Origin of the sequence: Alkalihalobacillus trypoxylicola, from assembly GCF_001590785.1 — a bacterium.
Lineage (GTDB): Bacteria > Bacillota > Bacilli > Bacillales > Bacillaceae_D > Alkalihalobacillus > Alkalihalobacillus trypoxylicola.
The window spans coordinates 308,196-334,067 of sequence record NZ_LTAO01000012.1; the positions used below are offsets into that span (position 1 = coordinate 308,196).

The 25,872-nt window shown below is 36.2% G+C and carries 28 protein-coding genes; 21 read left to right on the top strand and 7 right to left on the bottom strand.

Annotated features, from left to right (window positions below; translation table 11 throughout):
* Position 1 precedes the first annotated feature (1 nt).
* The 4 genes from AZF04_RS08620 to recO all read left to right on the top strand — a co-directional run bounded on the left by AZF04_RS08620 (position 2) and on the right by recO (position 2,517).
* Entirely contained in the window at positions 2 to 403 is a 402-nt protein-coding gene (locus AZF04_RS08620) for a cytidine deaminase (protein ID WP_061948374.1), read from the top strand.
* On the top strand, positions 393 to 1,301 hold the full coding sequence (gene era, locus AZF04_RS08625) for a GTPase Era (protein ID WP_061948375.1): 909 nt from the start codon (positions 393 to 395) through the stop codon (positions 1,299 to 1,301). The genes AZF04_RS08620 and era overlap by 11 nt, the downstream gene beginning before the upstream one ends.
* A gap of 276 nt (positions 1,302 to 1,577) precedes the next feature.
* Complete coding sequence (locus tag AZF04_RS20640) at positions 1,578 to 1,727, top strand: YqzL family protein (RefSeq protein ID WP_082795232.1); 150 nt, start codon at positions 1,578 to 1,580, stop codon at positions 1,725 to 1,727.
* 40 nt (positions 1,728 to 1,767) lie between these two features.
* Positions 1,768 to 2,517, top strand: coding sequence for a DNA repair protein RecO (gene recO / locus AZF04_RS08630; RefSeq protein ID WP_061948376.1), 750 nt, complete (start codon positions 1,768 to 1,770; stop codon positions 2,515 to 2,517).
* A gap of 363 nt (positions 2,518 to 2,880) precedes the next feature.
* On the opposite strand, the gene AZF04_RS08635 is transcribed toward recO, so the two are convergent.
* Together AZF04_RS08635 and AZF04_RS08640 are read right to left on the bottom strand one after the other, a co-directional pair.
* Complete coding sequence (locus tag AZF04_RS08635; RefSeq protein ID WP_061948377.1) at positions 2,881 to 3,771, bottom strand: manganese catalase family protein; 891 nt, start codon at positions 3,769 to 3,771, stop codon at positions 2,881 to 2,883.
* 26 nt (positions 3,772 to 3,797) lie between these two features.
* Positions 3,798 to 4,016: a YuzF family protein gene (locus AZF04_RS08640; RefSeq protein ID WP_045485938.1), complete on the bottom strand. Its 219-nt coding sequence runs from the start codon at positions 4,014 to 4,016 to the stop codon at positions 3,798 to 3,800.
* 463 nt (positions 4,017 to 4,479) lie between these two features.
* On the opposite strand from AZF04_RS08640, the gene glyQ reads away from it, so the two are divergent.
* The 9 genes from glyQ (at position 4,480) to AZF04_RS08690 (ending at position 14,798) form a co-directional block, all read left to right on the top strand.
* Positions 4,480 to 5,367, top strand: a complete 888-nt coding sequence (gene glyQ / locus AZF04_RS08645) for a glycine--tRNA ligase subunit alpha (protein ID WP_061948378.1) — start codon at positions 4,480 to 4,482, stop codon at positions 5,365 to 5,367.
* Positions 5,360 to 7,441, top strand: a complete 2,082-nt coding sequence (gene glyS, locus AZF04_RS08650; RefSeq protein ID WP_061948379.1) for a glycine--tRNA ligase subunit beta — start codon at positions 5,360 to 5,362, stop codon at positions 7,439 to 7,441. The genes glyQ and glyS overlap by 8 nt, the downstream gene beginning before the upstream one ends.
* A 73-nt stretch (positions 7,442 to 7,514) precedes the next feature.
* Positions 7,515 to 8,333 (top strand): pyruvate, water dikinase regulatory protein, encoded by an 819-nt coding sequence (locus AZF04_RS08655; protein WP_045485930.1) that lies wholly within the window; start codon positions 7,515 to 7,517, stop codon positions 8,331 to 8,333.
* Between the two features lie 285 nt (positions 8,334 to 8,618).
* Complete coding sequence (locus AZF04_RS08660; RefSeq protein WP_061948380.1) at positions 8,619 to 9,107, top strand: YaiI/YqxD family protein; 489 nt, start codon at positions 8,619 to 8,621, stop codon at positions 9,105 to 9,107.
* A 21-nt stretch (positions 9,108 to 9,128) separates the two neighbouring features.
* Entirely contained in the window at positions 9,129 to 10,943 is a 1,815-nt protein-coding gene (dnaG, locus tag AZF04_RS08665) for a DNA primase (protein WP_174522646.1), read from the top strand.
* Between the two features lie 50 nt (positions 10,944 to 10,993).
* The gene (gene rpoD, locus AZF04_RS08670) at positions 10,994 to 12,112 is read left to right on the top strand and encodes an RNA polymerase sigma factor RpoD (protein WP_061948382.1); all 1,119 of its coding nucleotides are present in this window, start codon (positions 10,994 to 10,996) and stop codon (positions 12,110 to 12,112) included.
* 353 nt (positions 12,113 to 12,465) lie between these two features.
* Positions 12,466 to 12,843 carry a cytochrome c550 gene (cccA, locus tag AZF04_RS08680; protein ID WP_061948384.1) on the top strand — a complete coding sequence of 126 codons (378 nt, stop codon included), beginning with the start codon at positions 12,466 to 12,468 and terminating at the stop codon, positions 12,841 to 12,843.
* Between the two features lie 124 nt (positions 12,844 to 12,967).
* Positions 12,968 to 13,675 (top strand): tRNA (adenine(22)-N(1))-methyltransferase, encoded by a 708-nt coding sequence (locus tag AZF04_RS08685; protein WP_061948385.1) that lies wholly within the window; start codon positions 12,968 to 12,970, stop codon positions 13,673 to 13,675.
* A gap of 1 nt (position 13,676) precedes the next feature.
* Entirely contained in the window at positions 13,677 to 14,798 is a 1,122-nt protein-coding gene (locus AZF04_RS08690; RefSeq protein ID WP_061948386.1) for a Nif3-like dinuclear metal center hexameric protein, read from the top strand.
* Positions 14,799 to 15,117: 319 nt separating this feature from the next.
* On the opposite strand, the gene AZF04_RS08695 is transcribed toward AZF04_RS08690, so the two are convergent.
* The 3 genes from AZF04_RS08695 to vrrA form a co-directional block, all read right to left on the bottom strand.
* Positions 15,118 to 16,065: a 4-hydroxy-3-methylbut-2-enyl diphosphate reductase gene (locus AZF04_RS08695; protein ID WP_045485909.1), complete on the bottom strand. Its 948-nt coding sequence runs from the start codon at positions 16,063 to 16,065 to the stop codon at positions 15,118 to 15,120.
* Between the two features lie 105 nt (positions 16,066 to 16,170).
* Positions 16,171 to 16,665 (bottom strand): CarD family transcriptional regulator, encoded by a 495-nt coding sequence (locus tag AZF04_RS08700; protein WP_045485906.1) that lies wholly within the window; start codon positions 16,663 to 16,665, stop codon positions 16,171 to 16,173.
* 104 nt (positions 16,666 to 16,769) lie between these two features.
* On the bottom strand, positions 16,770 to 17,510 hold the full coding sequence (vrrA, locus tag AZF04_RS08705; protein WP_061948387.1) for a VrrA/YqfQ family protein: 741 nt from the start codon (positions 17,508 to 17,510) through the stop codon (positions 16,770 to 16,772).
* Between the two features lie 171 nt (positions 17,511 to 17,681).
* Between vrrA and AZF04_RS08710 the strand changes: the two genes are divergently transcribed.
* Both AZF04_RS08710 and AZF04_RS08715 read left to right on the top strand, forming a co-directional pair.
* Positions 17,682 to 19,040, top strand: coding sequence for a DEAD/DEAH box helicase (locus tag AZF04_RS08710; protein WP_061948388.1), 1,359 nt, complete (start codon positions 17,682 to 17,684; stop codon positions 19,038 to 19,040).
* A 21-nt stretch (positions 19,041 to 19,061) separates the two neighbouring features.
* Positions 19,062 to 19,958 (top strand): deoxyribonuclease IV, encoded by an 897-nt coding sequence (locus tag AZF04_RS08715; RefSeq protein ID WP_061948389.1) that lies wholly within the window; start codon positions 19,062 to 19,064, stop codon positions 19,956 to 19,958.
* Between the two features lie 369 nt (positions 19,959 to 20,327).
* Here the strand turns inward: AZF04_RS08715 and AZF04_RS08720 are convergent, their stop codons facing one another.
* Positions 20,328 to 20,591, bottom strand: a complete 264-nt coding sequence (locus tag AZF04_RS08720) for a DUF2624 family protein (protein ID WP_045485898.1) — start codon at positions 20,589 to 20,591, stop codon at positions 20,328 to 20,330.
* Between the two features lie 176 nt (positions 20,592 to 20,767).
* Between AZF04_RS08720 and AZF04_RS21555 the strand changes: the two genes are divergently transcribed.
* The 5 genes from AZF04_RS21555 to AZF04_RS08745 all read left to right on the top strand — a co-directional run bounded on the left by AZF04_RS21555 (position 20,768) and on the right by AZF04_RS08745 (position 24,385).
* Entirely contained in the window at positions 20,768 to 21,226 is a 459-nt protein-coding gene (locus AZF04_RS21555; RefSeq protein ID WP_061948390.1) for a nitrogen regulation protein NR(II), read from the top strand.
* A 14-nt stretch (positions 21,227 to 21,240) separates the two neighbouring features.
* A complete protein-coding gene (locus AZF04_RS21560) occupies positions 21,241 to 21,891 on the top strand; it encodes a sensor histidine kinase (protein WP_061948391.1) in 651 nt (216 codons plus the stop codon).
* A gap of 238 nt (positions 21,892 to 22,129) precedes the next feature.
* Complete coding sequence (locus AZF04_RS08735) at positions 22,130 to 22,828, top strand: transglycosylase SLT domain-containing protein (protein WP_045485892.1); 699 nt, start codon at positions 22,130 to 22,132, stop codon at positions 22,826 to 22,828.
* 123 nt (positions 22,829 to 22,951) lie between these two features.
* Positions 22,952 to 23,737 (top strand): metal ABC transporter ATP-binding protein, encoded by a 786-nt coding sequence (locus AZF04_RS08740; RefSeq protein ID WP_061948392.1) that lies wholly within the window; start codon positions 22,952 to 22,954, stop codon positions 23,735 to 23,737.
* A gap of 228 nt (positions 23,738 to 23,965) precedes the next feature.
* Entirely contained in the window at positions 23,966 to 24,385 is a 420-nt protein-coding gene (locus AZF04_RS08745) for a Fur family transcriptional regulator (RefSeq protein ID WP_061948393.1), read from the top strand.
* A gap of 218 nt (positions 24,386 to 24,603) precedes the next feature.
* Here the strand turns inward: AZF04_RS08745 and AZF04_RS08750 are convergent, their stop codons facing one another.
* Positions 24,604 to 25,182, bottom strand: a complete 579-nt coding sequence (locus AZF04_RS08750) for a nucleotidase (protein WP_045485883.1) — start codon at positions 25,180 to 25,182, stop codon at positions 24,604 to 24,606.
* A gap of 162 nt (positions 25,183 to 25,344) precedes the next feature.
* Between AZF04_RS08750 and AZF04_RS08755 the strand changes: the two genes are divergently transcribed.
* Positions 25,345 to 25,848 (top strand): hypothetical protein, encoded by a 504-nt coding sequence (locus AZF04_RS08755; RefSeq protein ID WP_045485880.1) that lies wholly within the window; start codon positions 25,345 to 25,347, stop codon positions 25,846 to 25,848.
* Positions 25,849 to 25,872 lie beyond the last annotated feature (24 nt).

Consider the following 25,872-nt stretch of genomic DNA (forward strand, 5'->3'; position numbering starts at 1 on the left):
AATGGAAGAAAAACAATTAATACAATTTGCTAAAAATGCTCGTGAAAATGCTTATGTTCCTTACTCTAAATTCCCTGTAGGTGCAGCACTTCTAATGGATGATGGACAAGTCGTTTTAGGAGCTAATATTGAAAATGCTTCTTTTGGATTAACAAATTGTGCTGAAAGAACGGCGCTTTTTAAGGCTTATTCGGATGGCCGTACGAAAGTAAAGGCTATTGCAGTAGTGGCCAATACAGATGGACCTGTTTCCCCTTGTGGCGCCTGCCGTCAAGTAATGGTCGAATTATGTGACAAAGAGACACCTGTTTATTTAAGCAATTTGAAAGACGAGACATTAAAGACTACTGTAGAAAAATTATTACCAGGAGCTTTTACATCGGAGGATTTACATGAAGAATAATGAAGAATTCAAGTCAGGTTTTGTTTCAATCATAGGCAGACCGAATGTTGGGAAATCAACTCTTATTAACTATGTGATTGGACAAAAAATCGCGATTATGTCAGATAAGCCACAAACGACTAGAAATAAAATACAGGGCGTTTATACACAGGACGATGCACAGATTGTATTTATTGATACACCAGGAATTCATAAGCCAAAGCATAAATTAGGCGACTTTATGATGAGTGTTGCTAAGAATACATTAAAAGAGGTTGATTTAGTTTTATATGTCATAGATGCCACAGAATCTTTTGGTCCTGGTGAAGAATATATAATAGAAAGATTGAAGGAAGCAAACGCTAAAACCTTCTTAATCATTAATAAAATTGATAAGATTCAGCCAGATGATTTGTTAGGTGTAATCGAAACATATCGAACTAAATATAATTTTGAGGAAGTAATTCCTATCTCTGCTTTACAAGGGAATAATGTTAATACCTTATTAGATCAAATTATTCTTCAAATGGAAGTCGGTCCGCAATATTACCCGAGTGATCAAGTAACCGACCATCCTGAAAGATTTGTCGTAGCTGAACTTATACGTGAGAAAGTGCTGCATCAAACTCGAGAAGAAATTCCTCATTCGATAGCTGTTGTTACCGAGCAAATGAAAAAGAGAGATAATGATATGATTTATATTGGAGCGACCGTTATTGTAGAACGTAACTCACAAAAAGGTATTATTATTGGAAAGCAAGGAAAAGCTCTGCGAGAGGTTGGCAAAGAGGCGAGGAAGGATATTGAAGCATTGTTAGGATCAAAAGTTTTTCTCGAATTATGGGTAAAAGTCCAAAAAGATTGGCGCAATAAAGCTAGTCATTTGAGAGAATATGGATTCAAAGAGGATGAATATTAAGTCAGCCCAAAACTCCAAAAAATGGGCTTGTCAAATGACTGATTTTAACAATGGCTATGCGAATAGCCATTGTTTTTTGATCGCAAATATCAGTATAATAATAAGACGATGATTATTTTAGAGTGATCAAAATAATCCATTTAAATTCATGAAAAATAACCAATGTCAAGCAAAAAAAATTAGAAATAATTCCATAACATGAATTGGGCAAACAAGGTCATGATATTGAATAGGACGTGTTAAATTGAAATCTTCAGAGAAAGGTGGAATCTGATAATGCTCGATTTTTCTTGGAAGGTCTTTTCAATGACAGGAAATGTTGACATGTATTTGTTAATGAAAGAGTTAGAGAGAGAGTCAGATGAGCAATTCGAACAAGAATCAACTTCAATAGGTGAAGATTTAAGCGGACCAGCCAGTCATTAAAATGTTTGCACCACTATGTTAAGATCGCGTGGTGAAATAATTGCTACACAAAGTTGAAGGTATTGTGATTAGAACTTCTGTTTATGGGGAATCAAATAAAATTGTTACTTTATTTACTCGGGAATTAGGAAAGATAGGTGTTATGGCTAGAGGGGCAAAAAAACCTAAAAGTCGATTATCTTCCGTTTCTCAATTATTCATGTATGGTCATTTTTTAGTTCAAAAAAATCAAGGTTTAGGTACGTTAAATCAAGGCGAAATCATTGATTCTTTTAGAGAAGTGAGAAATGATTTATATTTGGCAGCCTATGCAAGCTATATCGTTGAATTATTAGACCGTTTGACGGATGAATCTGAGAAGAATCCTTATTTATTTGAGCTTTTGTATCAAGTTTTACATTATTTAGATGAAGGAATTGACCCGGATGTATTAATGAGAATATTTGAAATGAAGATGTTAGCGGTAGCAGGTATAAAGCCAGAATTAGATCAGTGTGTAAGTTGCCAAAAGCAACACCTACCCGCTGCATTTTCAATAAAGGAAGCAGGTTTTCTGTGTTCAAACTGTTTGTATAAGGATTCGTATGCCTATAAAATGACAGAACAATCAGCAAAGCTACTAAGACTTTTCTTTTATATGGATTTAAATCGACTTGGAAAAATTTCCTTAAAGGAAGATACAAAAAAGGCTTTAAAAACCATTATACAAGCTTATTATGAAGAATATTCCGGTGTAACACTCAAATCGAGAAAATTTTTAGAACAACTAGAACGAATGAAAAATATTTAAACTTTCTCTCCAAAAAGAGAGGTCGGGACAAAACTCACGAATAAATGATTCCATCCTTCTAGATCCTCGACTGTCCGCTTCCCCAAGACACTTCGCGTCCGGTGGGGTGACGCCGAACTAACTTTTTTTAAAAGTGGATTTCGGCATGGCCACTACTTCCCTCTGGAGTCTCCGGGTCTTGTGTCCGCTATCTTACGAATTTCATAGGGAATGTATCCTTAAAAGAACCCTCCTTTTTTGAAAAAAGAAGGGTTCCTAATTCGTTATTGATGTTTGTCGTCATTACACATTATCCCTATATTCTCTAAGGTGATGTTTTAAATGAGGTTTTGTCCCAGCCCCTTCTTTAATGTTTTACCGATTTTATAAATTGGCCTTGAGTCGTTTTAAAATCTTCTGATAATCTTCTGGATTTAGTCCGGGAGAGAACATTTCTGGTTTTTCTTCAAAGTCAGGAATAGGAGCTCCCTCAGGAAGACCATCAATGACTTTTAAAGGCTCTCCAGTTTCAGGATTTTCTCCTTTCCAAATTTGATTAATGTCCCTATATTCTGGTTCGCCCCAAGTATATAGGACATTATATAACCCTTGTTCCATATATTTCTTAGCATGATCAAAGGCGTTATTGTCAGGTCTTGGAACAGGTAGCATTTTGCCAATTTCTACACCAGTTGCGACTTGAATGGCTTTAGCATAAGCAATAATATGGGTGCCACCTCTAACTAATAGATAGCCACATAATTCACGGGCGGTAGGATTAGTTGTCATTTCATATACTCTCATTTTGTGTAAACGAGCGCCGATTTCTAGCATATAATTATGCAGTAAATCCTCTACTAACGCTCCACTGGAATGGACAAACATACCATTCCAAGGTCTACCCATACCATCCATTGGAAAAGAGGTTTGAGCCGTTGTAGTAAAATGGTGAGACATGCGTTTATCCTTAGCAATCTGTAATGGTGCTGTATCAGGGTCACCAGGATGTGTATTTCCATATGACATGAGATTAACCGTATTAGCTACTAATTCTACATGACCAAATTCTTCTGCTGTTATACTTGCAATTAAATCATAAAAGGGCTTATATTTCTTTTTACCACGAAAATTAAAAGACTGAAACATATAATTGTTTAATGTAGACATTTCACCAAATTCTCCACCGAGAAGCTCCTGAACAACCGAAGCTCCATTAATATCACCATGCTCGGGAACGGGCAAAGAGATGGCTAGCCTATTCACTCTTTTCATCATGACTATATCAAGCCTCCTTTCAACCTTTAGCGATCTTTAACTGGAAAGTACCAGACAACTTGAGCAATGCGAATATGAAATGGAGTACCCCCCATCTCGATGACAATGTGGTCTGGTTGAACATCGAGCAACAAGCCACGAACCGAGCCTTTTGTCGTTAATGCCTCTACTCGTGATTGTTTTAAATTTAATAAGCTATGATAGACGTATGGATCATTGAGGGACCATGCAAGATTCTCAGTCAATTTTCTTCCTCCCGTCTCGCTTTTATTAACAGTCAATACAGTATATTGAGAGGACTTATCCATTATTCGATTTATCATTTATCAATCATTTGCGATTATAGGTTTAAAGCTAGAAAAATCGCTTATAATAGAAAATACTAATGAATTTATATAAAAAGGATTGACAGTCTTTTTTTTGATTTAGTATGATGCTAGTAGATAGAAGGTGCATTGAAGGAAAATAGTACTCTCAAATTTACATGAAAGCGAACCTAGGATGGTGAGAGCTAGGGCATGTGTTTGTTAGGAAGGCATTCTGGAGCACTACGGAAAAAAGTGATTTACGATTCAGTGCTTGGATTGTAAATAAGTAGGGTGGAACCGCGGGAGAACTCTCGTCCCTATGCTGTAACAGCATAGAGATGAGGGTTTTTTTCATTTTTCTACTGTTACAAAAAATGAAGAAATATTGGAGGAAAAAGCAATGAATGTACAAAACATGATATTAACACTGCAGCAATTTTGGTCTAAGCAAAATTGTATGATTATGCAAGCCTATGATACGGAAAAAGGAGCAGGAACAATGAGTCCGTTCACTTTACTTCGTACAATTGGTCCTGAACCTTGGAATGTTGCCTATGTAGAGCCATCAAGAAGACCAGCAGATGGAAGATATGGAGAAAATCCTAATCGATTGTATCAGCATCACCAATTTCAAGTAATCATGAAGCCATCTCCTATTAATATTCAAGAGCTTTACTTAGATAGTTTGAGGGCTCTAGGAATTAATCCATTAGAGCATGACATTCGCTTTGTGGAGGATAATTGGGAAAATCCTACGTTAGGCTGTGCAGGCTTAGGCTGGGAAGTATGGTTAGATGGAATGGAAATTACACAATTTACTTATTTCCAACAAGTAGGAGGATTAGAAGCTAACCCTGTATCTGCTGAAATAACCTATGGGTTAGAAAGATTAGCCTCTTATATTCAAGATAAAGAAAATGTCTTTGATTTAGAGTGGGTTGAGGGGTTTACTTACGGTGATATTTTTAAACAACCAGAATACGAACACTCAAAATACACATTTGAAGTATCAGACACAGATATGCTTTTTCAACTTTTTTCGACTTATGAGAAGGAAGCTAAGCGAGCTCTCGAAAATCAATTAGTTTTTCCAGCCTATGATTATATACTAAAATGCTCTCACAGCTTTAATTTGCTTGATGCTAGAGGAGCTATCTCTGTTACAGAAAGAACGGGCTATATCGGACGAGTACGTCAGCTAGCTAGAACAGCAGCCAAGCAATATTATGAAGAGAGAGAAAAGCTAGGATTTCCTATGTTAAAGAAGGAGGGAAAGCCAAATGAGTAAACAAGATTTTTTGTTAGAAATTGGTTTGGAAGAATTACCAGCACGTTTTATCAATAATGCTACTGCTCAATTAAAGCAGTTATTTGAAAAATGGTTACAGAAGCAAAAGCTTGAGTATGAAAAAATTGAAATCATGTCAACTCCTAGACGATTAGCTGTATTAGTAAAACAATTAAGCGATAAGCAGCCAGATATTTCAGGAGAAGCAAAAGGACCGGCAAAGAAAATAGCTTTAACAGAAGATGGAGAATGGTCTAAAGCAGCACTCGGCTTTGCACGTGGTCAAGGTGTCGATAAGGAAGATTTATTTTTTAAAGAATTAAAAGGAACTGATTATGTTTATGCTCGTACTTTTACTGCTGGACAAAAAACGAATGAGCTTCTTAAAGAGGTAAAGGAACTAATTTTATCGATCCATTTCCCTAAAAATATGCGATGGAATCAATATTCATTACGCTTTGCTAGACCAATCCAGTGGTTAGTTGCATTGTACGGTAAAGAAATTATTCCTTTTAGTATTACTGATATCACTACAGGAAATGAAACGTTTGGCCATCGATTTTTAGGAGAAAAAATATCCATTGATCAGCCTGCACATTATGAGCAATTATTAGAAAAGCAGTATGTACTAGTAGATGCTGACAAGAGGAAAAAGCTTATAGAAGAGCAAATTCAACAACTAAGTAAAGAAAAAGGCTGGAACATTCCTGTTAATGAAGCACTTCTTGATGAGGTAAATCATTTAGTGGAATATCCAACTGCGTTATTTGGACATTTTGACACTTCGTTTTTAGAAATTCCAAAAGAAGTACTAATCACATCAATGCGAGAACATCAAAGATACTTCCCTGTTGAAAATCATGAAGGGGAGCTGCTTCCATACTTTGTCACAGTTCGAAATGGTAATGATCAACATTTAGAAAATGTGGCAAGAGGAAATGAAAAAGTATTACGAGCTCGTTTAGCGGATGCAGCGTTCTTTTATAAAGAAGATCAAAAATTAACGATTCCATCTGCCTTAAGTAAGTTAGAAAATATTGTTTACCACGAGGAACTTGGCTCTATCGCAGATAAAGTTCGTCGAGTGAAGCTTTTGACAGAAAAGATATCATCAAAGCTCACACTAAGCGAGGAAGAAACTAAAAAAATCAATCGTGTAGCGGAAATTAGTAAATTTGACCTCGTTTCCCAAATGGTCTATGAATTTCCTGAATTACAAGGGAAAATGGGGCAGAAATATGCACAACTACAAGGAGAGGAAGCAGAGGTTTGTTTGGCGATTAATGAGCACTATATGCCTCGATTCTCAGGAGATCAAAGTCCATCTACTTTGATTGGAAGCGTAGTTAGTCTTGGTGAAAAAATGGACACGATTACTTCATGCTTTGCAATAGGACTAATACCTAGTGGGTCACAAGATCCTTATGCGCTTCGTCGTCAAGCAGCCGGAATCGTACAAATATTAGTAGAATATAAGCTTGAAATAACTCTTGAACAGTTAATTAACATGAGCTTAGAGGTAATTAAGGATAAAGGGTTATTAAAAAGAGATAGTGAAGAATTGGCAAAAGAACTATTAGACTTTTTCTTTTTAAGAGTAAAGAATCTTTTGCAAGATAAAGGGAGTCGCTATGATGTAATTGATGCAGTCACTTCTGTTAGCTATAGTCATGTGACAAATACGATTAAAAAAGCAGAAGCAATCATGAAGCAAGTTGATCATCAAGACTTCAAAGATAGTGTTGAGTCATTAAGTCGAGTGACAAATATTTCTAAGAAGCATACAGGAGATAGGAATCTAGACACCTCTCTTTTTGAAAAAGAGGAAGAGAAGCGTATGTATGATAAGTATGTTTCAGTTAAAAATAACGTCGAAAAAGCCTATTTAAATGGAGATTTTGAAGGGATACTTCATGAGTTAGTCCGTTCAAGAGAAGAAATAGATGCTTACTTTGACTCGATAATGGTTATGGCAGAAGATGAATCATTGAGACAGAATCGTTTAACACAAATGAAAGAATTTGCTCAAGTTATTGAGTCCTTTGCGAAATTTCAGCAAATTGTTTTTAGCTAAAAAAGGAAAAAATGAAGAACAGTAAGGAAATATCCTTACTGTTCATTTCTGCTAATCCAAAAGAGGTGTAAGCATGGAAGAAATCAAAAATCGTTCTGTCGTATATATTGTATCAGATTCTGTTGGTGAGACGGCAGAGCTTGTAGTGAAAGCAGCAGCAAGCCAATTTCGAGATGCAGGCTTAGAATTGAGAAGAGTTCCGTATGTAGATGATAAGCAAACGATTGCTGAAATTGTCCGACTAGCGGCAAAAGCAAATGCAATTATTGCCTTTACTCTAGTTGTTCCCGAAATAAAGCAGTTTTTAATTGAAACAGCTAAAGAGCTTGAGGTGCGGACTGTAGATATTATTGGTCCAATGCTCACGACTATTAAGCAACATGTTCAAGTTGAGCCAAGATATGAGCCAGGACTGATTTATCGACTCGATGAAGATTACTTTCGAAAAGTTGAGGCGATAGAATTTGCGGTCAAATATGATGATGGACGTGATGCAAGAGGGATTCTCAGAGCTGATATCGTATTAATCGGTGTTTCAAGGACTTCCAAAACACCATTATCTCAGTATTTAGCTCATAAAAGAATAAAGGTAGCGAATGTGCCATTGGTTCCTGAAGTTAAGCCTCCGGATGAATTGTTCAAAGCATCCCCCAAAAAATGTATCGGATTAACCATAAGCCCAGATAAATTAATTAATATTCGAACAGAGCGTTTAAAAGCACTTGGTTTAAAAGCAGAGGCTGACTATGCCAATATTGAGCGAATCAAAAAAGAGCTGGCTTATTCAAAGACAATTATGGAAAGAATCGGTTGTCCCGTAATAGATGTATCTAATAAGGCTGTAGAAGAAACAGCTAATCAAATTTATAGTATGATTCGTAAGCAACTTTAACAAGCTGTGAATTAAGTGAAAATAATCAAAACGTTTTACTAGTCAAGCTTGGACTTTTTGCGTATAATAGTGAATTGTGTTGCTTGTTTTAAATTATCCATAAGTAGGCATAATTTAAAAAAGAACAAATAAATTTAAAAAGTCAAGGTTTTTTCTTGTGTTTTTGGTAATGATAGTAAAGAAAATTAGGATTTTAGGTATGCAAGACCTATTTCTTCGACAAATCTCAACGAAATTCTTTTTGACGGCAGCAGGAATTTAGAAGGAGATGTTGAATGTATTATTATGGATAAAGATTATTTTACGATTTATGTAGATGCTGATTCTTGTCCGGTTAAGGATGAGGTCTTGTACTTGGCTGAAAAGTATCAGGTAGCAACTGTTTTTGTTTCATCATATGCACATGAATTAAATGTACCTTCCTTTGTTAAAAGGGTAACAGTAGATACTGATAAAGAAGCCGTTGACTTATATGTCACGAATCATATCAAGGGTAATGATGTGTGTGTAACTCAAGATCATGCTTTAGCTTCTATTTTATTGGCGAAAAATGCCGTTGTCATTTCGCCAAAGGGTGAGCTATATCGGGAAGAGACGATACAACAACTTTTGGATTATCGTTTTCTATCGCAAAAGCAAAGACGAATGGGAGGGAAAACAAAAGGTCCTAAAGCATTTACAAACCAAAATCGACAACTTTTTTTTAATGAGCTAGAAAAAGTTATCAAAAATGAGCAGGAAAATGAGAAAAAAGCTAGAAATAATAAGACTTAACATGAATTTTAAAATTTGGTGATGACAGTGGGAAATGGTCGAATTCCAGAAGAGCTCGTTGAAAAAATTCGACAATCGTCCGATGTTGTTGATGTAATCAGCGATTATGTACAATTAAAAAAGCAAGGAAAGCAGTATATAGGACTATGTCCTTTTCACGGTGAAAAGTCGCCATCTTTTTCGGTCTCACAAGATAAACAGTTATACCACTGTTTTGGATGTGGAGCTAGTGGTAATGTGTTCTCGTTTTTAATGAATCATGATAACTTAACATTTGTTGAATCAGTAAGGCATCTGGCTAAACGCTCTGAAATTGAATTGCCTAAAGAAGTGACTTCTATAGAAGAACGAACCTCCATTCCTCATAGTGAAATGATGGCAGGACACGAAATGGCGTCAAGGCTATATCATCACATTCTGACTTTATCGGAAGAGGGGAAAATAGGGCTCGATTACGCGAAAGGTCGAGGCTTTACTAAGCAACAAATCGAGCATTTTAAAATTGGCTTTGTTCCAAATCGTTGGGATACGCTTGTTACGATATTTAAAAAAAGAAATTTTAATTTACCGGAAATGCAAAAGGCAGGGCTGCTAGGCCAGAGAGATTCTGACCAACAATATTATGATCGATTTAGAGATCGCTTGATGTTTCCAATTTGGAACCATCAAGGAAAAGTCATTGCTTTTAGTGGTCGTAGTATTGGTGATGAGAAACCGAAATATTTAAATAGCTCTGATACACCAATATTTCATAAAGGTCAGGTATTATATGCCTTTCACCTAGCAAGACCAGCGATTCGCAAAAGTAACGCTGCTGTGCTATTTGAAGGAGCAGTTGATGTGATTGCTGCTTGGGGTGCAGGTGTTAATCAAGGAATTGCAACGCTAGGTACAGCTTTGACAGAAGAACAAGCAAAGAGTATTCGACGTAACGCTGAGGTAGTTACGATTTGTTATGATTCTGATAAGGCTGGAGTTGAAGCTGCTGTGCGAGCTGCTAGCATTCTTGAGAATGCAGGCTGTATGGTAAAAGTTGCAGTAATGCCTGAAGGAAATGACCCCGATGACTTCATCAAAAAATTTGGAGCAGAGCGCTTTAAAAATGATGTAATAGGGGCAAGCTTAACATTAATGGCTTTTAAGATGAGATTTTTACGAAAGGGTAAAAATCTTAATCATGAAAGTGAACGAATGTTATATATTGAAGAGGTGTTAACGGAAATAGCTACATTATCAAAAGCTATTGAACGGGATCATTACTTAAGACAATTATCGGAAGAATTTCAATTATCACTAGAAGCATTAAAGCAGGAACAATATCGAATTTTCCGTGAGAAAAAAAAGCAATCCACTTTTCAAAGAAATGATCATCAGCAGCCTAAAGAAGCCAAAAGAAGTTTTGAGAAAAAAAGACTTTTGCCAGCTTTTCAAAATGCTGAAAGGTTATTATTATCTCATATGATGCGAAGTGAAGATATTGCTGAAAGAGTAAGAGAGCGTATAGGTGGTCAATTTAATCTTGATGAGCATCATGCCATTTCTGCTTATTTATATGCGTATTATGGAGAAGGATTTGAACCAGACCCGAGCGCATTTGTACAGCGAATATCGGATGAAAGCATTAAAAGACTAGCATCGGAAATCGCTATGCTTTCTGTAGATGAAGAAAGCTCTGACCAGGTTATTGAAGATTATATAAAACAGATTGAAAACTATCCAAAATGGGTAGAGATTCATAATAAGCAACTAAATTTGAAGCAGGAGCATGACCCGATTATGTTTGCCAAGCTTCAAATGGAAATTATTCAGATGAAGAAAGAGTTACAGTCTTTATAAGAAGTAGGAATGGTAGCATCGTTTTTTGAACAATGGAAGGAGGGGATCGAATGGCAGAGAAACCACTACGTCCGTTAGCGGATGGTGAGTTGTCGATCGATCAAGTAAAGGAACAATTGGTGGAGCTCGGCAAAAAAAGAGGAGTCTTAACTTATGTTGAGATTACAGATAAATTGGCTGGCTTTGACCAAGATTCAGATCAAATGGATGAATTTTATGAATACCTTGGTGAACAAGGTGTTGAAATCATAAATGAAGGAGAAGAAGGGCCTTCCGTTCAGCAGGTAGCAAAAGAAGAGGAAGAATTTGACCTCAATGATTTAAGTGTGCCACCTGGGATCAAAATAAATGACCCTGTTAGGATGTATTTAAAAGAAATTGGCCGAGTACCTCTATTATCTGCCGATGAAGAAATTGAGCTAGCTAAAAGGATTGAACAAGGTGATGAGGAAGCTAAAAGAAGATTAGCTGAAGCGAATCTCCGTCTTGTTGTTTCCATTGCGAAGCGTTATGTAGGTCGAGGAATGCTATTTCTTGACTTGATTCAAGAAGGAAATATGGGGCTTATAAAAGCGGTTGAGAAATTTGATTATGATAAAGGATTCAAATTTAGTACGTATGCTACTTGGTGGATTCGTCAAGCAATTACGAGAGCCATAGCCGACCAAGCTCGTACCATTCGTATTCCAGTTCATATGGTTGAGACCATTAACAAGCTCATCCGTGTTCAGCGTCAGCTTTTACAAGATTTTGGTCGAGAGCCAACTCCAGAAGAAGTGGCAGAAGAAATGGAATTAACTCCTGAGAAAGTAAGAGAGATTCTTAAAATTGCTCAAGAGCCCGTTTCATTAGAAACGCCAATTGGAGAGGAAGATGATTCACATCTTGGCGATTTCATTGAAGACCAAGATGCATTAGCTCCTTCTGATGCTGCTGCTTATGAATTATTAAAAGAACAACTAGAAGACGTTTTAGACACTCTAACGGACCGTGAGGAAAATGTTCTTAGACTTCGTTTTGGATTAGACGACGGTCGTACGAGAACATTGGAAGAAGTAGGTAAAGTTTTTGGTGTTACTCGTGAGCGTATTCGACAAATCGAAGCTAAAGCGCTAAGAAAACTGCGCCATCCAAGTCGCAGTAAACGTCTAAAGGACTTTTTAGAATAGAGTCTAAATGTCTATGTATAAGAGAGTGGTTATTTCTTAATAGAAGTAGCCACTTTCTTTTCTAAAATTTACTATTCTTTTCATTATTTTACTGATTTTCTAATTGAAATGCAAATTCCATCATAAATTTTTTTGCAGATTCGATGTCTCGATTTGATGAGTGATGATTAGCCATTTTGGAAAGGATAAGTAATAAAGCTATACGATAGGTCAAATAAGTGACAAAATAAGCAAAACCATGAGATTCCCTTTTCAATAAAACGTTTTTCGAGTACAATAAGAGGGGTATTTCTTGGCAATCTACATATGATGTCAAAATTTTTTATTATGTATTATTAAAAGGAGGGTTAGTAATGAAGGGACAACCTCTCATTCCATTTGCAATTATTGCCATTGTAGGCCTTCTTCTCATTACGATATTATCGTTTGTCGGGTTAAGTGAACGAGAAGCACGAGAAGCAGAAGAAAATGGAGAAGGAACAGAAGAAGAAGTAGTAGAAATTGATGACCCTATTACAGCAGGTGAAGAGCTTGCCCAGCAAAGCTGTATTACCTGTCATGGCGGAGATTTAACAGGAGGAATGGGACCAGATATTTCGAATTTAGAAGGTACTTATTCTGTTGAAGAAATTCAGGACATTATTTTAAATGGTTATGAAAGTATGCCAGCTATTCCTGTGAATGAAGTAGAAGCTGATGCAATAGCTCAATATCTATTATCCGATCAATAATAATCTGAAAGCGAGAGTATTTACTCTCGCTTTTGTCATGTTAAAAAATGAAAAAACTTGATTCTAAAAATTAGAACTTGTTATGATATACATAATGTAAATGATAAAGGGGTATGTGAAGTACATGAATGACAAACAGCTTTCTGAAAGACTTTTAAAAGTGGCATATTACGTGCCAAAGGGTGCTAAATTGGCTGATATCGGATCAGACCATGCATATTTACCAACGTTTTTGGCACATCGTGACCCCACATTTTCTGCTATTGCAGGAGAGGTCAATCAAGGACCATTTGACAGTGCTAAAGAGCAGGTAATGCATTCAAACCTTACGAAACAAATTGAAGTTAGAAAGGGTGACGGATTACAGGTCATTGAAATAGAGGATCAAGTAACAGTCATTACAATCGCTGGAATGGGCGGTGCTCTTATTCAATCTATATTAGAAAACGGCAAAGAAAAATTGGAAACCGTAGAAACCCTTATATTACAGCCGAATATTGGTGCGGTATTTATTAGAAAATGGTTAAGTGCTAATGGGTGGAAACTCACTCACGAGTCTATATTAGAAGAAGACGAGAAAATTTATGAAATACTAGTTGCTTCAAGAGGCGATGAGCATGGACTGTATGCTGAGGATGTCGAAAAGAAATGGATGTTAGGTCCTTATTTGATGAAAGAAAAATCGGCTGCTTTCCAAAAAAAATGGAAACAAGAATTGCAGCACTGGAAAAGCATTGTTCAATCCATTGAGAAGGCGGGTCATGATTCGAAAAATAAAGAACGTATTCATGAGCTTAAAAATAAAATTACATTAGTTGAGGAGTGTTTGTAGTATGAGTCAATATGTACATGCGCAGCAGCTAGTTCAACATTTTGAGGGCTGGGCACCGAAATCACTAGCGGTTGAAGGTGATAAAAATGGGTTAATGCTTGGAACTTTAAATAAAAGAATTAAAAAAATCATGGTTACCTTGGATGTTTTAGAGGAAGTAATCGATGAAGCGATAGAAGAAAAAGTTGATTTTATTTTTGCTCATCATCCTCTATTGTTTCGTCCTGTTAAACAAATTAATCTTGAAAAAGCTCAAGGAAGAATTATAGCTAAGGCATTAAAGAATGATATAACGATATATGCTGCTCATACGAACCTTGATATTGCCAATGGCGGTGTCAATGATATGATGGCTAAAGCTTTAGGGTTAAAGAACACTCAAATATTGGCACCTACTAGTACAGAAAAGCTAGTGAAAGTTGTTGTCTTTGTCCCAAAATCTCATCAGGTGGAGGTGAGAGAGGCATTATCGAAGGCTGGAGCTGGACATATTGGCGCTTATAGTCATTGTACATTCAATTCGGAAGGAATAGGCACCTTCAAACCATTAGAAGGAACAAACCCTTATATTGGTGAAAAAAATGTTTTAGAAGAGGTAGAGGAAGTAAAAATTGAAACGATTATACCAGAAGCCAAGAAAAGTCGAGTTATTCGGGCAATAGTTGCTTCGCATCCATATGAAGAGCCGGCTTTTGATATTTATCCTCTTGAGAATGAAGGAAATACTTATGGACTTGGTCGAATAGGGGAAATATCTCAGGAAATGTCTTTAAAGGATTTTGCTTATTTAGTTAAAGAAGCATTTCATGTAGATGGAGCAAGGGTCGTCGGCGACTTAAATAAAACGATAAAAAAAGTAGCAGTACTAGGTGGAGATGGCAATAAGTATTTAGCAACAGCACTACATAAGGGAGCAGATGTCATTGTGACTGGTGATGTCTATTATCATATGGCTCATGATGTCATGATGGAAGGATTATCTATCATTGACCCAGGTCATCATGTAGAAAAAATTATGAAGGTGGGTATGAGTGACTTCTTTCAAAAAATGATTGCTGATCATCACTTCCAAACAGAGGTTATCATTTCCAAAGTGAATACAGACCCTTTTCAGTTTGTTTAAAAGCAAGGCTGATACACTACGCATGAATGAAGAACTCCACATATGTTATGTCACGGCTGTTCACTTCCCTAAGACACTTCGCGTCCGGTGTAGCGTCAACTAACTTTTAGTGGATTTCGGCATGGTCACTTCCTCCGACTGGGGTAACTTGTATCCGCTAGCCTACGATTTTTATAGGGAATCTACCCGTTTAAAAAACCCTCCTTTTTTCAAAAAAGGAGGGTTTTAACGTTAATTTAGTATTCATCCATTACAAATTTAGAAATAGGCTCTTCTTTAAAAGTAACTTTTGTTTCAGCCTCTTCACATTTTTTTTCAACTATTTCTTTTTAGCGCGAACCTTAGGTAAAATTCTTTCAAGCTTAATTTTATTTTGACGATCCCACGTTTCCTCATCAACTGGATTAAATTGTTCAATAAATGTTATCACTTCTTTTGTTAGAGGAGTAGGAGTAGAGGCACCAGAAGTAACACCTACTGTTTCAACACCTTCTAACCATTCTAGCTTTAGCTCAGAAACATCGCCTATACGAAAGGCTTTTGTCCCTGCTATTTCTTCGGAAACTTGTGCTAATCGATTTGAGTTATTGCTTTTAGGATCTCCTACTACAATGACTAAATCACATTCTTTTGCTTGCTCAGCAACAGCTTCTTGTCGTACTTGAGTTGCCATACAAATTTCGTTATGAATTTGTGCGTGAGGAAAACGTTTAATGGCACTATTCATAATCTCTGATACATCCCATTGACTCATCGTTGTCTGATTTGTAATGATAATCTTATCCGTATCTAGGTGTAATGAATGGACATCGTCAACATTTTCGACTAAGTGTACTTTTGTTGGGGCGACCCCTATGGCACCCTCTGGCTCAGGATGTCCCTTTTTCCCAACATAAATAATATCATAGCCTTGATCCGTTTTTTCTTGAATTAAATTGTGCGTACGAGTCACATCTGGACAAGTAGCATCCACTACCGTTAATCCTTTATCACGAGCTAATTGACGAACTTCAGGAGAAACTCCGTGAGCAGTAAAAATAACCGTTCCTTTTTCAACCTCTTTTAAGATTTCGAGGCGATTAGGGCCATCTAATGATTGAATTCCGTCTTCTTCAAAAGCATCCGTTACATGTTGATTATGAACAATCATGCCTAGAATATAAATAGGACGTGGTAGGTCTAAATTTTGTGCTGCTTGTCTAGCGAGCACCATAGCATCTACAACCCCGTAGCAGTAACCACGTGGTGAAATTTTAACAACTTTCATGACAGGCAGGCCTCCTAAATATGAGAGAACCTGTTCCTTCAAACAAAGGAACAGGTTTGTCTGTTACGCCTATATTATAATAGAGATTGTTCAATGTGACAATAATTATGCACTATGATCATCGATTAAAGATTGATCGATAAATTCATATGCTTGTTCCTCAGTCATATCATTCATTAATATAAGTTCACTTGCAATCATTTGTTTTGCTTTTTGTAAGTGATTTCTATCTTGAATATGAAGACCATTCGAACGTTCCGTTTGTTTTTTGGATAAAGAGGAAATAAGGTGCGCAGCGTCGATAATACTGCCACTTTTCAGTAAGTTTTCCGTATCTCTAGAAAAATGACTGGTAGAAGGAGGTTGATCAGGTCCATTTTGTAGGGCTTGAACTAAATCTTCTAGTTCCTTTTGTGCAATGACTTTACGAAGTCCAGATTGATCAATACGACTTTCAGGCAACATTAGCTTAACATCAACAAGTGGGAAATGGAGAACATAGTAGGAAAGTGTTTCACCTAATACATCTTTTTCTTCAATGTCCTCGATTGTTCCAGCACCATGGTAAGGATAAACAACATGATCACCAATTTTAAACATGGGCACTCCTCCAATTCCTGTAATATTTCTAGTATATCACAAAAAGATACAAATTAAAAATTTTACTATTTGAAGAGCTTTATGTCAACAAAAATATCCCGAAATTAAATATATAATTTTGGAACAGGCATATTTGGCTCAATCGAATGACTGTATTTCGAATCAAAGGGCCTTTCGTTAGGAGAAACAGGAGCTTTTGATTGATTAACATCCTCTACAAAGCTAGCTTGATTCAGGGTAGTTTCTGAAAAGCTTTCTGCTTCGAAAGAATGGTTCTGAGTATGGTTTTGAGTATCATCGAACGATGCAGTCGAGTTTTCTGGATGAGAATCATGATTATTTTCTACTGAGTCACCTTGAAAGGAAAAACTATCTAAATCAACCCCTTCAAAAGCCGTCGCTTCATCACTTGATCTCATCATTCTCCAGAGTGTCGGAAGATTTCTTACAATTGGTCCATATTGCTTCACCATCGGTACTACCTGTTGGGTTAAACCAAGCACCCTCTGTGAATGATCTAATATAGTAGTAAGATTAAACGAGCTCCCACCAGTCTTTCCTAAAGTGCTAGCTATATTTCCAGCTCCTGATAAGCCTCTACCTCCACCAAACAGTCTAGCTAATAATCCTCCTCCTCTTTGAGCTTGTGCTCCTGTGCGAGCAATAGAGCTTAAAGCTCCACCACCTCCCCAAGAACCTAAAGCTGGACCTCCTACTCCAGGCATACTAGGTGGAATTGAAAATCCAGCTCCTGGATACATGAATGGAGCTTGAGAGAAAGCATGCATTGGCAATGAAGATTGAATCGGAATAGAGGTTAGTGGTGGTCCAAAAAAACGATTCATAATTGTTCACCTCTTTTTATAACGACTACTAAGTCCTTATTACTATATATGTAATAACTTTGATATTGGTTTCTATTTCTCCTAAATATTTCAGAGAGGATTCGCTTTTTATATAAAAAGTGTGATAAAATGAACAATTGCATAGAGAAACGGTAGAAAGTAGGAAAATAAATGAAACAAACACAATTTACACGCTTCGATTTGAAAACATATTTGATAGAAGCATTAAATTCACAAAATATTACAGCGCCAACAGAAATTCAAGAACGGTTAATTCCAGCGATAAAAAATGGAATCGATGTGATAGGACAATCGCAAACAGGAACTGGTAAAACTTTAGCTTTTTTACTGCCGATTCTTACCAATCTAGACACAAGTAAATCAGAAGTACAAGCTATTATTACAGCGCCTACTCGAGAATTGGCTACTCAATTATTTGATGTTTTATCCTCTTTATTAGAGAACGATGAACAAGAGAATAAGGTCGTTGCTAAACTATTAGTAGGAGGAACAGATAAGCAAAGAAACATAAGTCGATTGAAGCAGCAACCACACATTATTGTAGGAACACCTGGTAGAATTAATGATTTAATTAAGGAAAATGCTCTTCTAGCCTACACAGCAACCACCTTAGTAGTAGATGAAGCTGACCAGATGTTAGATATGGGATTTATTGAGGATGTAGATAAAATAGCGGCGAAAATGGCTGGTCAATTACAAATGCTCGTTTTTTCAGCGACCATTCCTGAAAAGTTAAAACCATTCTTAAATAAATATATGGACAACCCTCGTCACGTTCATGTTGAGCCTAAGCATGTGACCGTAAAAAAAATAGACCATCGTCTTGTTTCATTAAGACATCGTGATAAGCTTCAATTTGTTGTTGAGCTTGCTCAATCCTTTAATCCTTATTTTGCGATTATTTTTACGAGTACAAAGGAAGAAGCAGAGTTAGTTACAGAGAAGTTATTAGAAGCTAAATTAAACGTCGGAAAACTTCACGGTGGGTTACAGGCACGAGAAAGAAAACAGGTAATGAAGCAAGTTCATGATTTAAAGCTTCAATATTTAGTAGCGACTGATTTAGCTGCAAGAGGAATTGATATAAAGGGAATTACTCATATTATTAATTATTCACTTCCGAAGGACCTTGATTTTTATATTCATCGTGTCGGTCGAACAGCAAGGGCAGGAGCAGAGGGCATAGCTTACACGATTTACGAATTGAGTGACCAAAAAGCAATAGAAAAATTAATCAGTAAGGGAATTACTTTTACTTACCATGATTTTAAAAAAGGAGAATGGATTAAACTGGATAAGCCGCCATTAGGAACACCTGGAAAAAGAGTTGCTTCAAAAACAGCTGATAGTAAAAATCAGCAAAAAGAAGAACCGAAAGCGAAGCAAGGAAGTACCGGAAAAGCAAAAGCAAAGCCGAAAAAGGTCAAGCCAGCTTATAAAAAGAAAGCGCGCTTTAAACAACAAAAAGAAGATCAAAGACAGAGAAGAATAAAGAAAAAAGGAAAATAATCATAGAGGGAGAAATCAGAGATGGACGTGAAATTAGGTTCTCATGTGTCAATGAGTGGGAAAAAAATGCTACTTGGAGCAAGTGAGGAAGCCTTATCATATGGTGGAAATACGTTTATGATTTATACAGGTGCACCTCAAAATACTAGAAGGAAGCCGATTGAAGAGTTAAATATCGAGGCAGGCTTAGCTCATATGAGTGAAAATAGCATGGCAGATATCGTTGTACATGCTCCGTATATTATTAATATTGGAAATAGCATTAAACCTGAAACATTTGAGCTAGGAGTTAATTTTCTTCGTTCTGAAATGGAAAGAACAGAAGCTTTAGGAGCAAAACAAATTGTTTTACACCCTGGTGCGCATGTTAATGCCGGAGTAGATGAGGGCATTGCGAAAATTATTGAAGGTTTAAATGAAGTTTTAACGATTGACGGTTCAGTTCAGATAGCTCTCGAAACAATGGCAGGTAAAGGTTCTGAATGTGGAAGGAACTTTGAAGAACTCGCTAGAATTATCGACGGAGTTAAAGAGAATCATCGCTTATCAGTATGTTTTGATACATGTCATACCCATGATGCTGGTTATAATGTAAAAGAGGATTTTGATGGAGTCCTAAATGAATTTGATAAAATAATAGGTGTAGACCGAATTAAGGTTCTTCATATTAATGATAGTAAAAATGTTCAAGGTGCAGGTAAGGATAGGCATGAGAATATTGGATTTGGACATATCGGCTTTGATGCTTTACACTATGTTGTTCATCATCCACAGCTATCAAGCATCCCAAAAATTTTAGAAACTCCATTTGTTGGTGAAGATAAGAAAAACAAAAAAGCACCCTATCAACACGAGATTGCGATGTTAAAAAAGGGGCAATTTGATTCACAGCTAAAAGAAAAAATTATTCAATCTTAAAATAGTCTCTGTTTAGGCATTTGTGAAAAAAAGCTCAACTAGAAGTGGCTGGGACAAAATCTGATTTAAAACATCACTTTAGAGAAATTCGAAAAAATGTATAATGGATGCAAACATCAATAATGAACGATGAACCCTCCTTTTTTGGAAAAAGGAGGGTTTTTTGAAGGGATAGATTCCCTATGAAAGACGTAAGCTAGCGGACACAAGACACGGAGACTCCAGTGGGAAATAGTGGCCATGCCGAAATCCACTTTTTAATAAAAGTTAGTTCGGCGCCACACCACCGGACGCGAAGTGTGTTGGGGGAGCGAACAAGCGGGGACCTAGAATGATATAATCATTTATTCGTGAGTGTTGTCCCTATGCTTATAAGTATTTTGAAAATTGGCTCATTAACTGTTGCACCACACTAGCTACATGTGGATCGATTTCAACCTGCAAACGATTCAAAATACGATGTAATTGTTCTGTATTCGATACATCAATTTTTTCGGAACGAAGAATTTGAACGACCTTAACAGCTTGTTGCTCATTTAAAGGAACTTGATATTGTTTAGATAGTGTTAGCAGTTCTCTCGGTGTAATTCCATTTACTTTGTTGTTTACCATTTGTTGGATAAAGGGATTCATAAAGAAAAACCTCCTATTAATCTTTGGGCGCACACAAGATGTTTTATTATATGTTGCAAAAAATAAAAATGTGAATAAAAAAAGGAAATCCTTCCTTTTATCTCGAATATTTCTTTAATGTATAAATTAAGGGATATTTACAAATTGATGAAATAGGAAAATGGGGTGACTACAATATGGAAAATCATCATACCTATGGTCAGGGTGCCCCTAGAGGCAATAACAGTATGGCTGCGGATCAAACGACTGAACAATACCGTTATCGATCACATGAAATATGGAAAAGTAAGGATAATAATAATATGAAATATCTTGAACAAATAGGAATTCCCTTTATCAAAATGGATTATCAATATAATGTTTTAAAATGGAATCAGCTATTTTTAGACATTGTAGATGTTTCAAAAAAAGATCTTTCTTATCATCGATTAAATGATTTAGCGGATCAATCTTTTTTAATGGAAACGATTTATGACCTTATGAATGAATCTGTAGAATCAGGTGAGCTAGAAGAAGAATATTATGAGGATAAAGAGTTTATTTTCCATTTAAGGGCATTGCCATTAGAGGATGAAGAAATGGTTTATGTTTTGATAGAGGATCGCTCATTACAAAAGCAATTTGAAAATTATTAACTTTTCATCACCAAATGGAAGCTGTTTCACATATTGCAGCAGGTGTAGCACACGAACTGAGGAATCCACTTTCAGTCATTAAAGGATTTTTGCAATTAGCACAATTAACAAATGACTTCCAAAAGTATTATGACACGATTCTTGCCGAACTAAATAGAATGAATGCCATCATTGAAGATTTTTTATCTGTTTCGAGACGGAAAATGGACCGTAAGCTTCAATCACCCGTTCAAATCATGAAATCATTAGTTGAAATTATGAAAGCGGAGTGCTTGCTTCATGATGTTGAGTTTGCTATGAACTTAAAAGAAACGGCTTTACTCATTAATGTAAACGAATCAATTATTAAACAAATCATGTTAAATTTATTGAGAAATTCAATTGAAGCATTTGGTAAATCAAACCAAAATCGAAAATTTAAAATCACGACTGCTATATGTGATAATGAGTATTTTATATTAGTAAAAGACAATGGCAAGGGTATGCCTGAGGAAGTGCTTAAACAGCTAGGAAAACCATTTTTCACAACAAAGGAAAGTGGTACAGGGATAGGAATTCCCCTTTGTAAGAAAATGATTGAAGACCATGGAGGAACCTTTAAAATCGAAAGTACATTTAACGTTGGAACAACGGTCATTTTAAGCTTACCTTTAATTACCACTTAAGCTTTCCTTGATTTAATAGAAAGCTTTTTTGATGTAAGAAGTGAAATAATGGTGAAATAGCTAGTATTTCTTAGAATCTGCTAGTAATAAAGAGTCTAATACATAGTTTCTTTATATGGTTCTTTTCTTTCCATGTTATTTACTGTTATTTCAAATACTATAGAGGTTGTCTAAAATCTCTATTTTTCTGTATGATAATAAACGTTGTTTAAATGACTCTTATTTAGGAGGGAATAATATGAAGCAACGATTATTCGTTAGTACAACCATTGGCTTATTAATGGTGCTAGCTTTTCTCATCGTACAGAACGAACAATTGAAGGAACAATTAATATCAGCTGAGATAGAGAAAGAACAGTATATGGCTAAACAAGAGATGAAGGAAATGAGACAATTTTTCTCAACTCAACCTATAAATTCAGATATAGCGATCAATTACCATTCTTGGATACAATCAAAAAATATATCTAAGCAGCTATATAAAGATAGTGAAGGATTATTTCAGGAAGAGTGGGGAATATTCCTTGGTGAAATAGCCCAACAAAAAGATATAGACCCATACATTGTCTATGAGCTTTTAAAGACAGAAACGGGAGGCACCTTTAATCCGGAATTGGTCGGTCCTCATACGAGATATGGCCAAGCATATGGAATGGCTCAATTTATGGAAAATACAGCTCCTTGGATAGCAGATATGGCTGGGTTAGACTATGATCAAAAGCTATTATTCGACCCTTTATACTCCATTCAACTCTCCATTGAATATTTAAGCTTTCTGTATGAGAAGTATGAAGACTGGGATTACGCCTTAACAGCCTATCACCGTGGGATGTATGGATTAGAAGCATACATTGAAGAGCATGGAAATGCTCAAAGCTGGTATGCTGTTGAAATACAGGAAAATGCAGAACAATTTAATTATCTAGTTGTTCGATAATAGTCACAGCTCTCTGTGGCTTTTTTTGTTTTTTGGGCAAGAGGATTGAAAAAAAATTAAAATACTATATAATAGGAAAAGATGTTCTAAATCGTAATCATTCTTAATTTAGGAGGCTTAAAAATGAGTCAAATAAAGTCTCAAATTGCACCGATAGAACTTAGAAACGTGTCCTTTCAATATGGTACGAGAAATGTGTTGGAGGATATTTCATTTCAAGTAAAACCGGGAGCTTTTATTGGTCTAGTAGGTCCAAATGGTTCAGGTAAGTCTACGCTAATGAAAATTATATTAGGGTTGTTAAAGCCTGGACAAGGTGAAGCTCGCTTATTTGGAGAGAAGGTATCCAAATTTCATAAATGGGATAAAGTGGGGTTTGTCTCACAAAAAGCAAATAGTTTTAATACGGGATTTCCCGCTACTGTCTTTGAAGTCGTATCAATGGGGCTTTTTGGTAAAGTCGGCTTATTTCGATTTCTCAAAAAAACACATAAAGAAAAAGTTCATCAAGCGATAAAAAGTGTAGGAATGGAAGAATATACGTATCAAAATATTGGACAGCTTTCTGGAGGGCAACAGCAAAGGGTATTTATCGCTCGTGCACTTGTTAGTGATCCAGAGCTATTAATATTAGATGAACCAACAGTTGGAGTAGATGTTAAAAATGTTCAGCAATTTTATTCAATGCTAAGGCACTTTAATCAAGAGAGAAAGATGACGCTTATACTAGTAACTCATGATATTGGGGCAATGTCTGATTATGTGACAGATGTTATTTGCTTAAATAAAACGATTCATTTTCATGGAAATTCACATGAATTTGCTTCGAATCCGGATTTATCTAGTTTTTATGGCCATGAGGTTTCAATGATTACTCATAATCATGAGCATGAAGAGGTTCATACTTAAAATTCGAAGCTTTCCTTTGTTTTGAAAGTTTAGAGGATTTATCGTCATTCTTGCTAATCGATATTCTTGCAACTTAGTCGCTAAATTAGGTGGTTATGAATATAGGTGATGAGCTCTCATATAACGCTTTAGGAGTATTGTAGCAAGTTTATATTGGTTAGCCTTACTAATAAAAAAGTAATGGGCCAGAGTGGGATGATTAAAGCAAGCTCATAGGGGGTGAAAGAGTTGAACCTTTTAGAGGCAATGGATCAGCTAAAAGAAAAAGGTTACAAGCATACAGGAAAAAGAGAGGAAATGTTAAGGCTTTTTTCAAGAGAAAAAAGGTATATTTCAGCTAAAGATGTATTAGAGGCGATGAATCTACAGTATCCAGGCTTAAGCTTTGATACGATATACCGAAATTTATCTCTTTTTGCACAATTAAATATATTAGAGACCACAGAATTAGATGGTGAGAAAAAATTTCGTTTCCGATGCTCGACTCAGGAGCATCACCATCATTTAATTTGTCTTGATTGTGGCAAAACGAAACATATTAAAAGCTGCCCGATGGAGTTAATAAAAAGTCATAAAACCTTTTCTGATTTTGAAGTGACTGGGCATAAATTTGAGATTTATGGGCGTTGTAATCAATGTCAGCCTTAGATATGTCTGGTACAATCTGTTTGTATAAGCATCAAAAGATATAAATTGCTTCCTCAAGACACTCCTCTACTTTCGGGTGAGCTGTACTCCAAACTAACTTATTTTAGTGGTAAAGCCACTTTATTTACTGATAGGTTACCAATTATAAAGAAGAATTAGGACCTTCCTTCTTGTCAAAAGAAGAAAGGTCCATTTGTGTATGCAATAATAACACATTATTATAAAATGCTTTGTTTTAGCCAGGAGTCCACCCAAATTTGGGCTTCGTGCCAACTTTTTGTCCGAATCACATTACTTGGAATAGGAAGTCGATTGTAGGGAGTATCCATTAAAATAACAGGAATTTGAAACTCCTCGGCAATGGCTACAGCATTATCGTGTTTATCTTCAAAAAAGATATCTAGCTGATGTTGGCGTATTGCCTCTATTTTATCATGCTTTCCAACCATTTCAATATGTTGATAGGGAACATTTTGCTCTGAAAACCAACTTTTCGTGATATCAAATAAATGACTTCTTCTTGCTGTTATATAAATTAATTCATGATTTTGATTCCACTGCGTGATAATGGAGTGAGCATCAGGTGCTAGTGGAGCTTCACGATAAATTTTACCTTCGTTTAATCCCATCCATTCCCAAAAGTCATCGTCGCTAATTTTAAGAATAGAAGTTAAATCATATTCGGTTAAATCATTTAAAGTTAAATTTTTCTTAAAATCTTGATTTAAATAGGGAATGAAGGTAGCGGGATCCGTTATCGTTCCATCTATATCAAGTCCAAAACGTTTTTTTTGCAAGTTGATCACCTCTGATAAAATAACTCGTATCCGTTAACAATACATGATTTTAGCGAAATGGTCTAGCTTGTTTCCTAAAGAAGAAAAGATTTACTGCGATAATTCATCGGTTCTAAACCATACTAAGAGTACTCCCCGAAAAAAAGAAAGTGAGGGATTCGTATGGAAAATAACGAAAAGCAGAAAACGGATCCAGTTCGTTTAGTGGATGAAAATGATCCATCATTGACCTTTTTAAATACTCATGCAGATGGGCGCAGAGACACGCGTCCACTGGATAAAGTTGAAGAAGATACAAGTGAGGATACGACTATTGATGCCGTGAACCAAGAAAATGGCCGTTTCAATGAGGAAACGGCTGCTGAATTTGCGGCAGTAAATGGAATGGCTACAAATGGAGATGCCGTTCATGATGAAACATTAAATAGTCGTCACGAAGAGGAGCATAGAGCTGAAAATGATACAAGGTCAGGATTTGGTATCGGGACCTTTGCGATCGTTCTCTCTATTCTTTCACTGTTCTTCTTGCCAGTATTGCTTGGAGCAGCTGGTATCATTGTTGGTTTTGTTTCAAGGCGCTACGGTGCGAAAGCGATTGGTAATTGGGCGATAGGGATTGGTGCCTTATCAATCATCTTGACCGTCTTTTTTTCACCCTTTATTTAGATTATTCGGGGAGTATGGATAAAA

What these genes read in the sequence shown, in the direction of transcription:
- AZF04_RS08695 (WP_045485909.1), bottom strand. Translation starts at nt 16,065, where the DNA reads ATGAAAGTTGTTAAAATTTCACCACGTGGTTACTGCTACGGGGTTGTA.
- AZF04_RS08700 (WP_045485906.1), bottom strand. Translation starts at nt 16,665, where the DNA reads ATGTTTAAAATTGGTGATCATGTTGTTTATCCTTACCATGGTGCTGGA.
- AZF04_RS21560 (WP_061948391.1), top strand. Translation starts at nt 21,241, where the DNA reads ATGGAAGCTGTTTCACATATTGCAGCAGGTGTAGCACACGAACTGAGG.
- AZF04_RS08690 (WP_061948386.1), top strand. Translation starts at nt 13,677, where the DNA reads ATGAGTCAATATGTACATGCGCAGCAGCTAGTTCAACATTTTGAGGGC.
- AZF04_RS08685 (WP_061948385.1), top strand. Translation starts at nt 12,968, where the DNA reads ATGAATGACAAACAGCTTTCTGAAAGACTTTTAAAAGTGGCATATTAC.
- AZF04_RS08635 (WP_061948377.1), bottom strand. Translation starts at nt 3,771, where the DNA reads ATGATGAAAAGAGTGAATAGGCTAGCCATCTCTTTGCCCGTTCCCGAG.
- cccA (WP_061948384.1), top strand. Translation starts at nt 12,466, where the DNA reads ATGAAGGGACAACCTCTCATTCCATTTGCAATTATTGCCATTGTAGGC.
- AZF04_RS08740 (WP_061948392.1), top strand. Translation starts at nt 22,952, where the DNA reads ATGAGTCAAATAAAGTCTCAAATTGCACCGATAGAACTTAGAAACGTG.
- era (WP_061948375.1), top strand. Translation starts at nt 393, where the DNA reads ATGAAGAATAATGAAGAATTCAAGTCAGGTTTTGTTTCAATCATAGGC.
- AZF04_RS08755 (WP_045485880.1), top strand. Translation starts at nt 25,345, where the DNA reads ATGGAAAATAACGAAAAGCAGAAAACGGATCCAGTTCGTTTAGTGGAT.
- rpoD (WP_061948382.1), top strand. Translation starts at nt 10,994, where the DNA reads ATGGCAGAGAAACCACTACGTCCGTTAGCGGATGGTGAGTTGTCGATC.
- AZF04_RS21555 (WP_061948390.1), top strand. Translation starts at nt 20,768, where the DNA reads ATGGAAAATCATCATACCTATGGTCAGGGTGCCCCTAGAGGCAATAAC.
- AZF04_RS08660 (WP_061948380.1), top strand. Translation starts at nt 8,619, where the DNA reads ATGGATAAAGATTATTTTACGATTTATGTAGATGCTGATTCTTGTCCG.
- dnaG (WP_174522646.1), top strand. Translation starts at nt 9,129, where the DNA reads ATGACAGTGGGAAATGGTCGAATTCCAGAAGAGCTCGTTGAAAAAATT.
- AZF04_RS08735 (WP_045485892.1), top strand. Translation starts at nt 22,130, where the DNA reads ATGAAGCAACGATTATTCGTTAGTACAACCATTGGCTTATTAATGGTG.
- AZF04_RS08720 (WP_045485898.1), bottom strand. Translation starts at nt 20,591, where the DNA reads ATGAATCCCTTTATCCAACAAATGGTAAACAACAAAGTAAATGGAATT.
- glyQ (WP_061948378.1), top strand. Translation starts at nt 4,480, where the DNA reads ATGAATGTACAAAACATGATATTAACACTGCAGCAATTTTGGTCTAAG.
- vrrA (WP_061948387.1), bottom strand. Translation starts at nt 17,510, where the DNA reads ATGAATCGTTTTTTTGGACCACCACTAACCTCTATTCCGATTCAATCT.
- AZF04_RS08715 (WP_061948389.1), top strand. Translation starts at nt 19,062, where the DNA reads ATGGACGTGAAATTAGGTTCTCATGTGTCAATGAGTGGGAAAAAAATG.
- AZF04_RS08710 (WP_061948388.1), top strand. Translation starts at nt 17,682, where the DNA reads ATGAAACAAACACAATTTACACGCTTCGATTTGAAAACATATTTGATA.
- AZF04_RS08655 (WP_045485930.1), top strand. Translation starts at nt 7,515, where the DNA reads ATGGAAGAAATCAAAAATCGTTCTGTCGTATATATTGTATCAGATTCT.
- AZF04_RS08620 (WP_061948374.1), top strand. Translation starts at nt 2, where the DNA reads ATGGAAGAAAAACAATTAATACAATTTGCTAAAAATGCTCGTGAAAAT.
- AZF04_RS20640 (WP_082795232.1), top strand. Translation starts at nt 1,578, where the DNA reads ATGCTCGATTTTTCTTGGAAGGTCTTTTCAATGACAGGAAATGTTGAC.
- glyS (WP_061948379.1), top strand. Translation starts at nt 5,360, where the DNA reads ATGAGTAAACAAGATTTTTTGTTAGAAATTGGTTTGGAAGAATTACCA.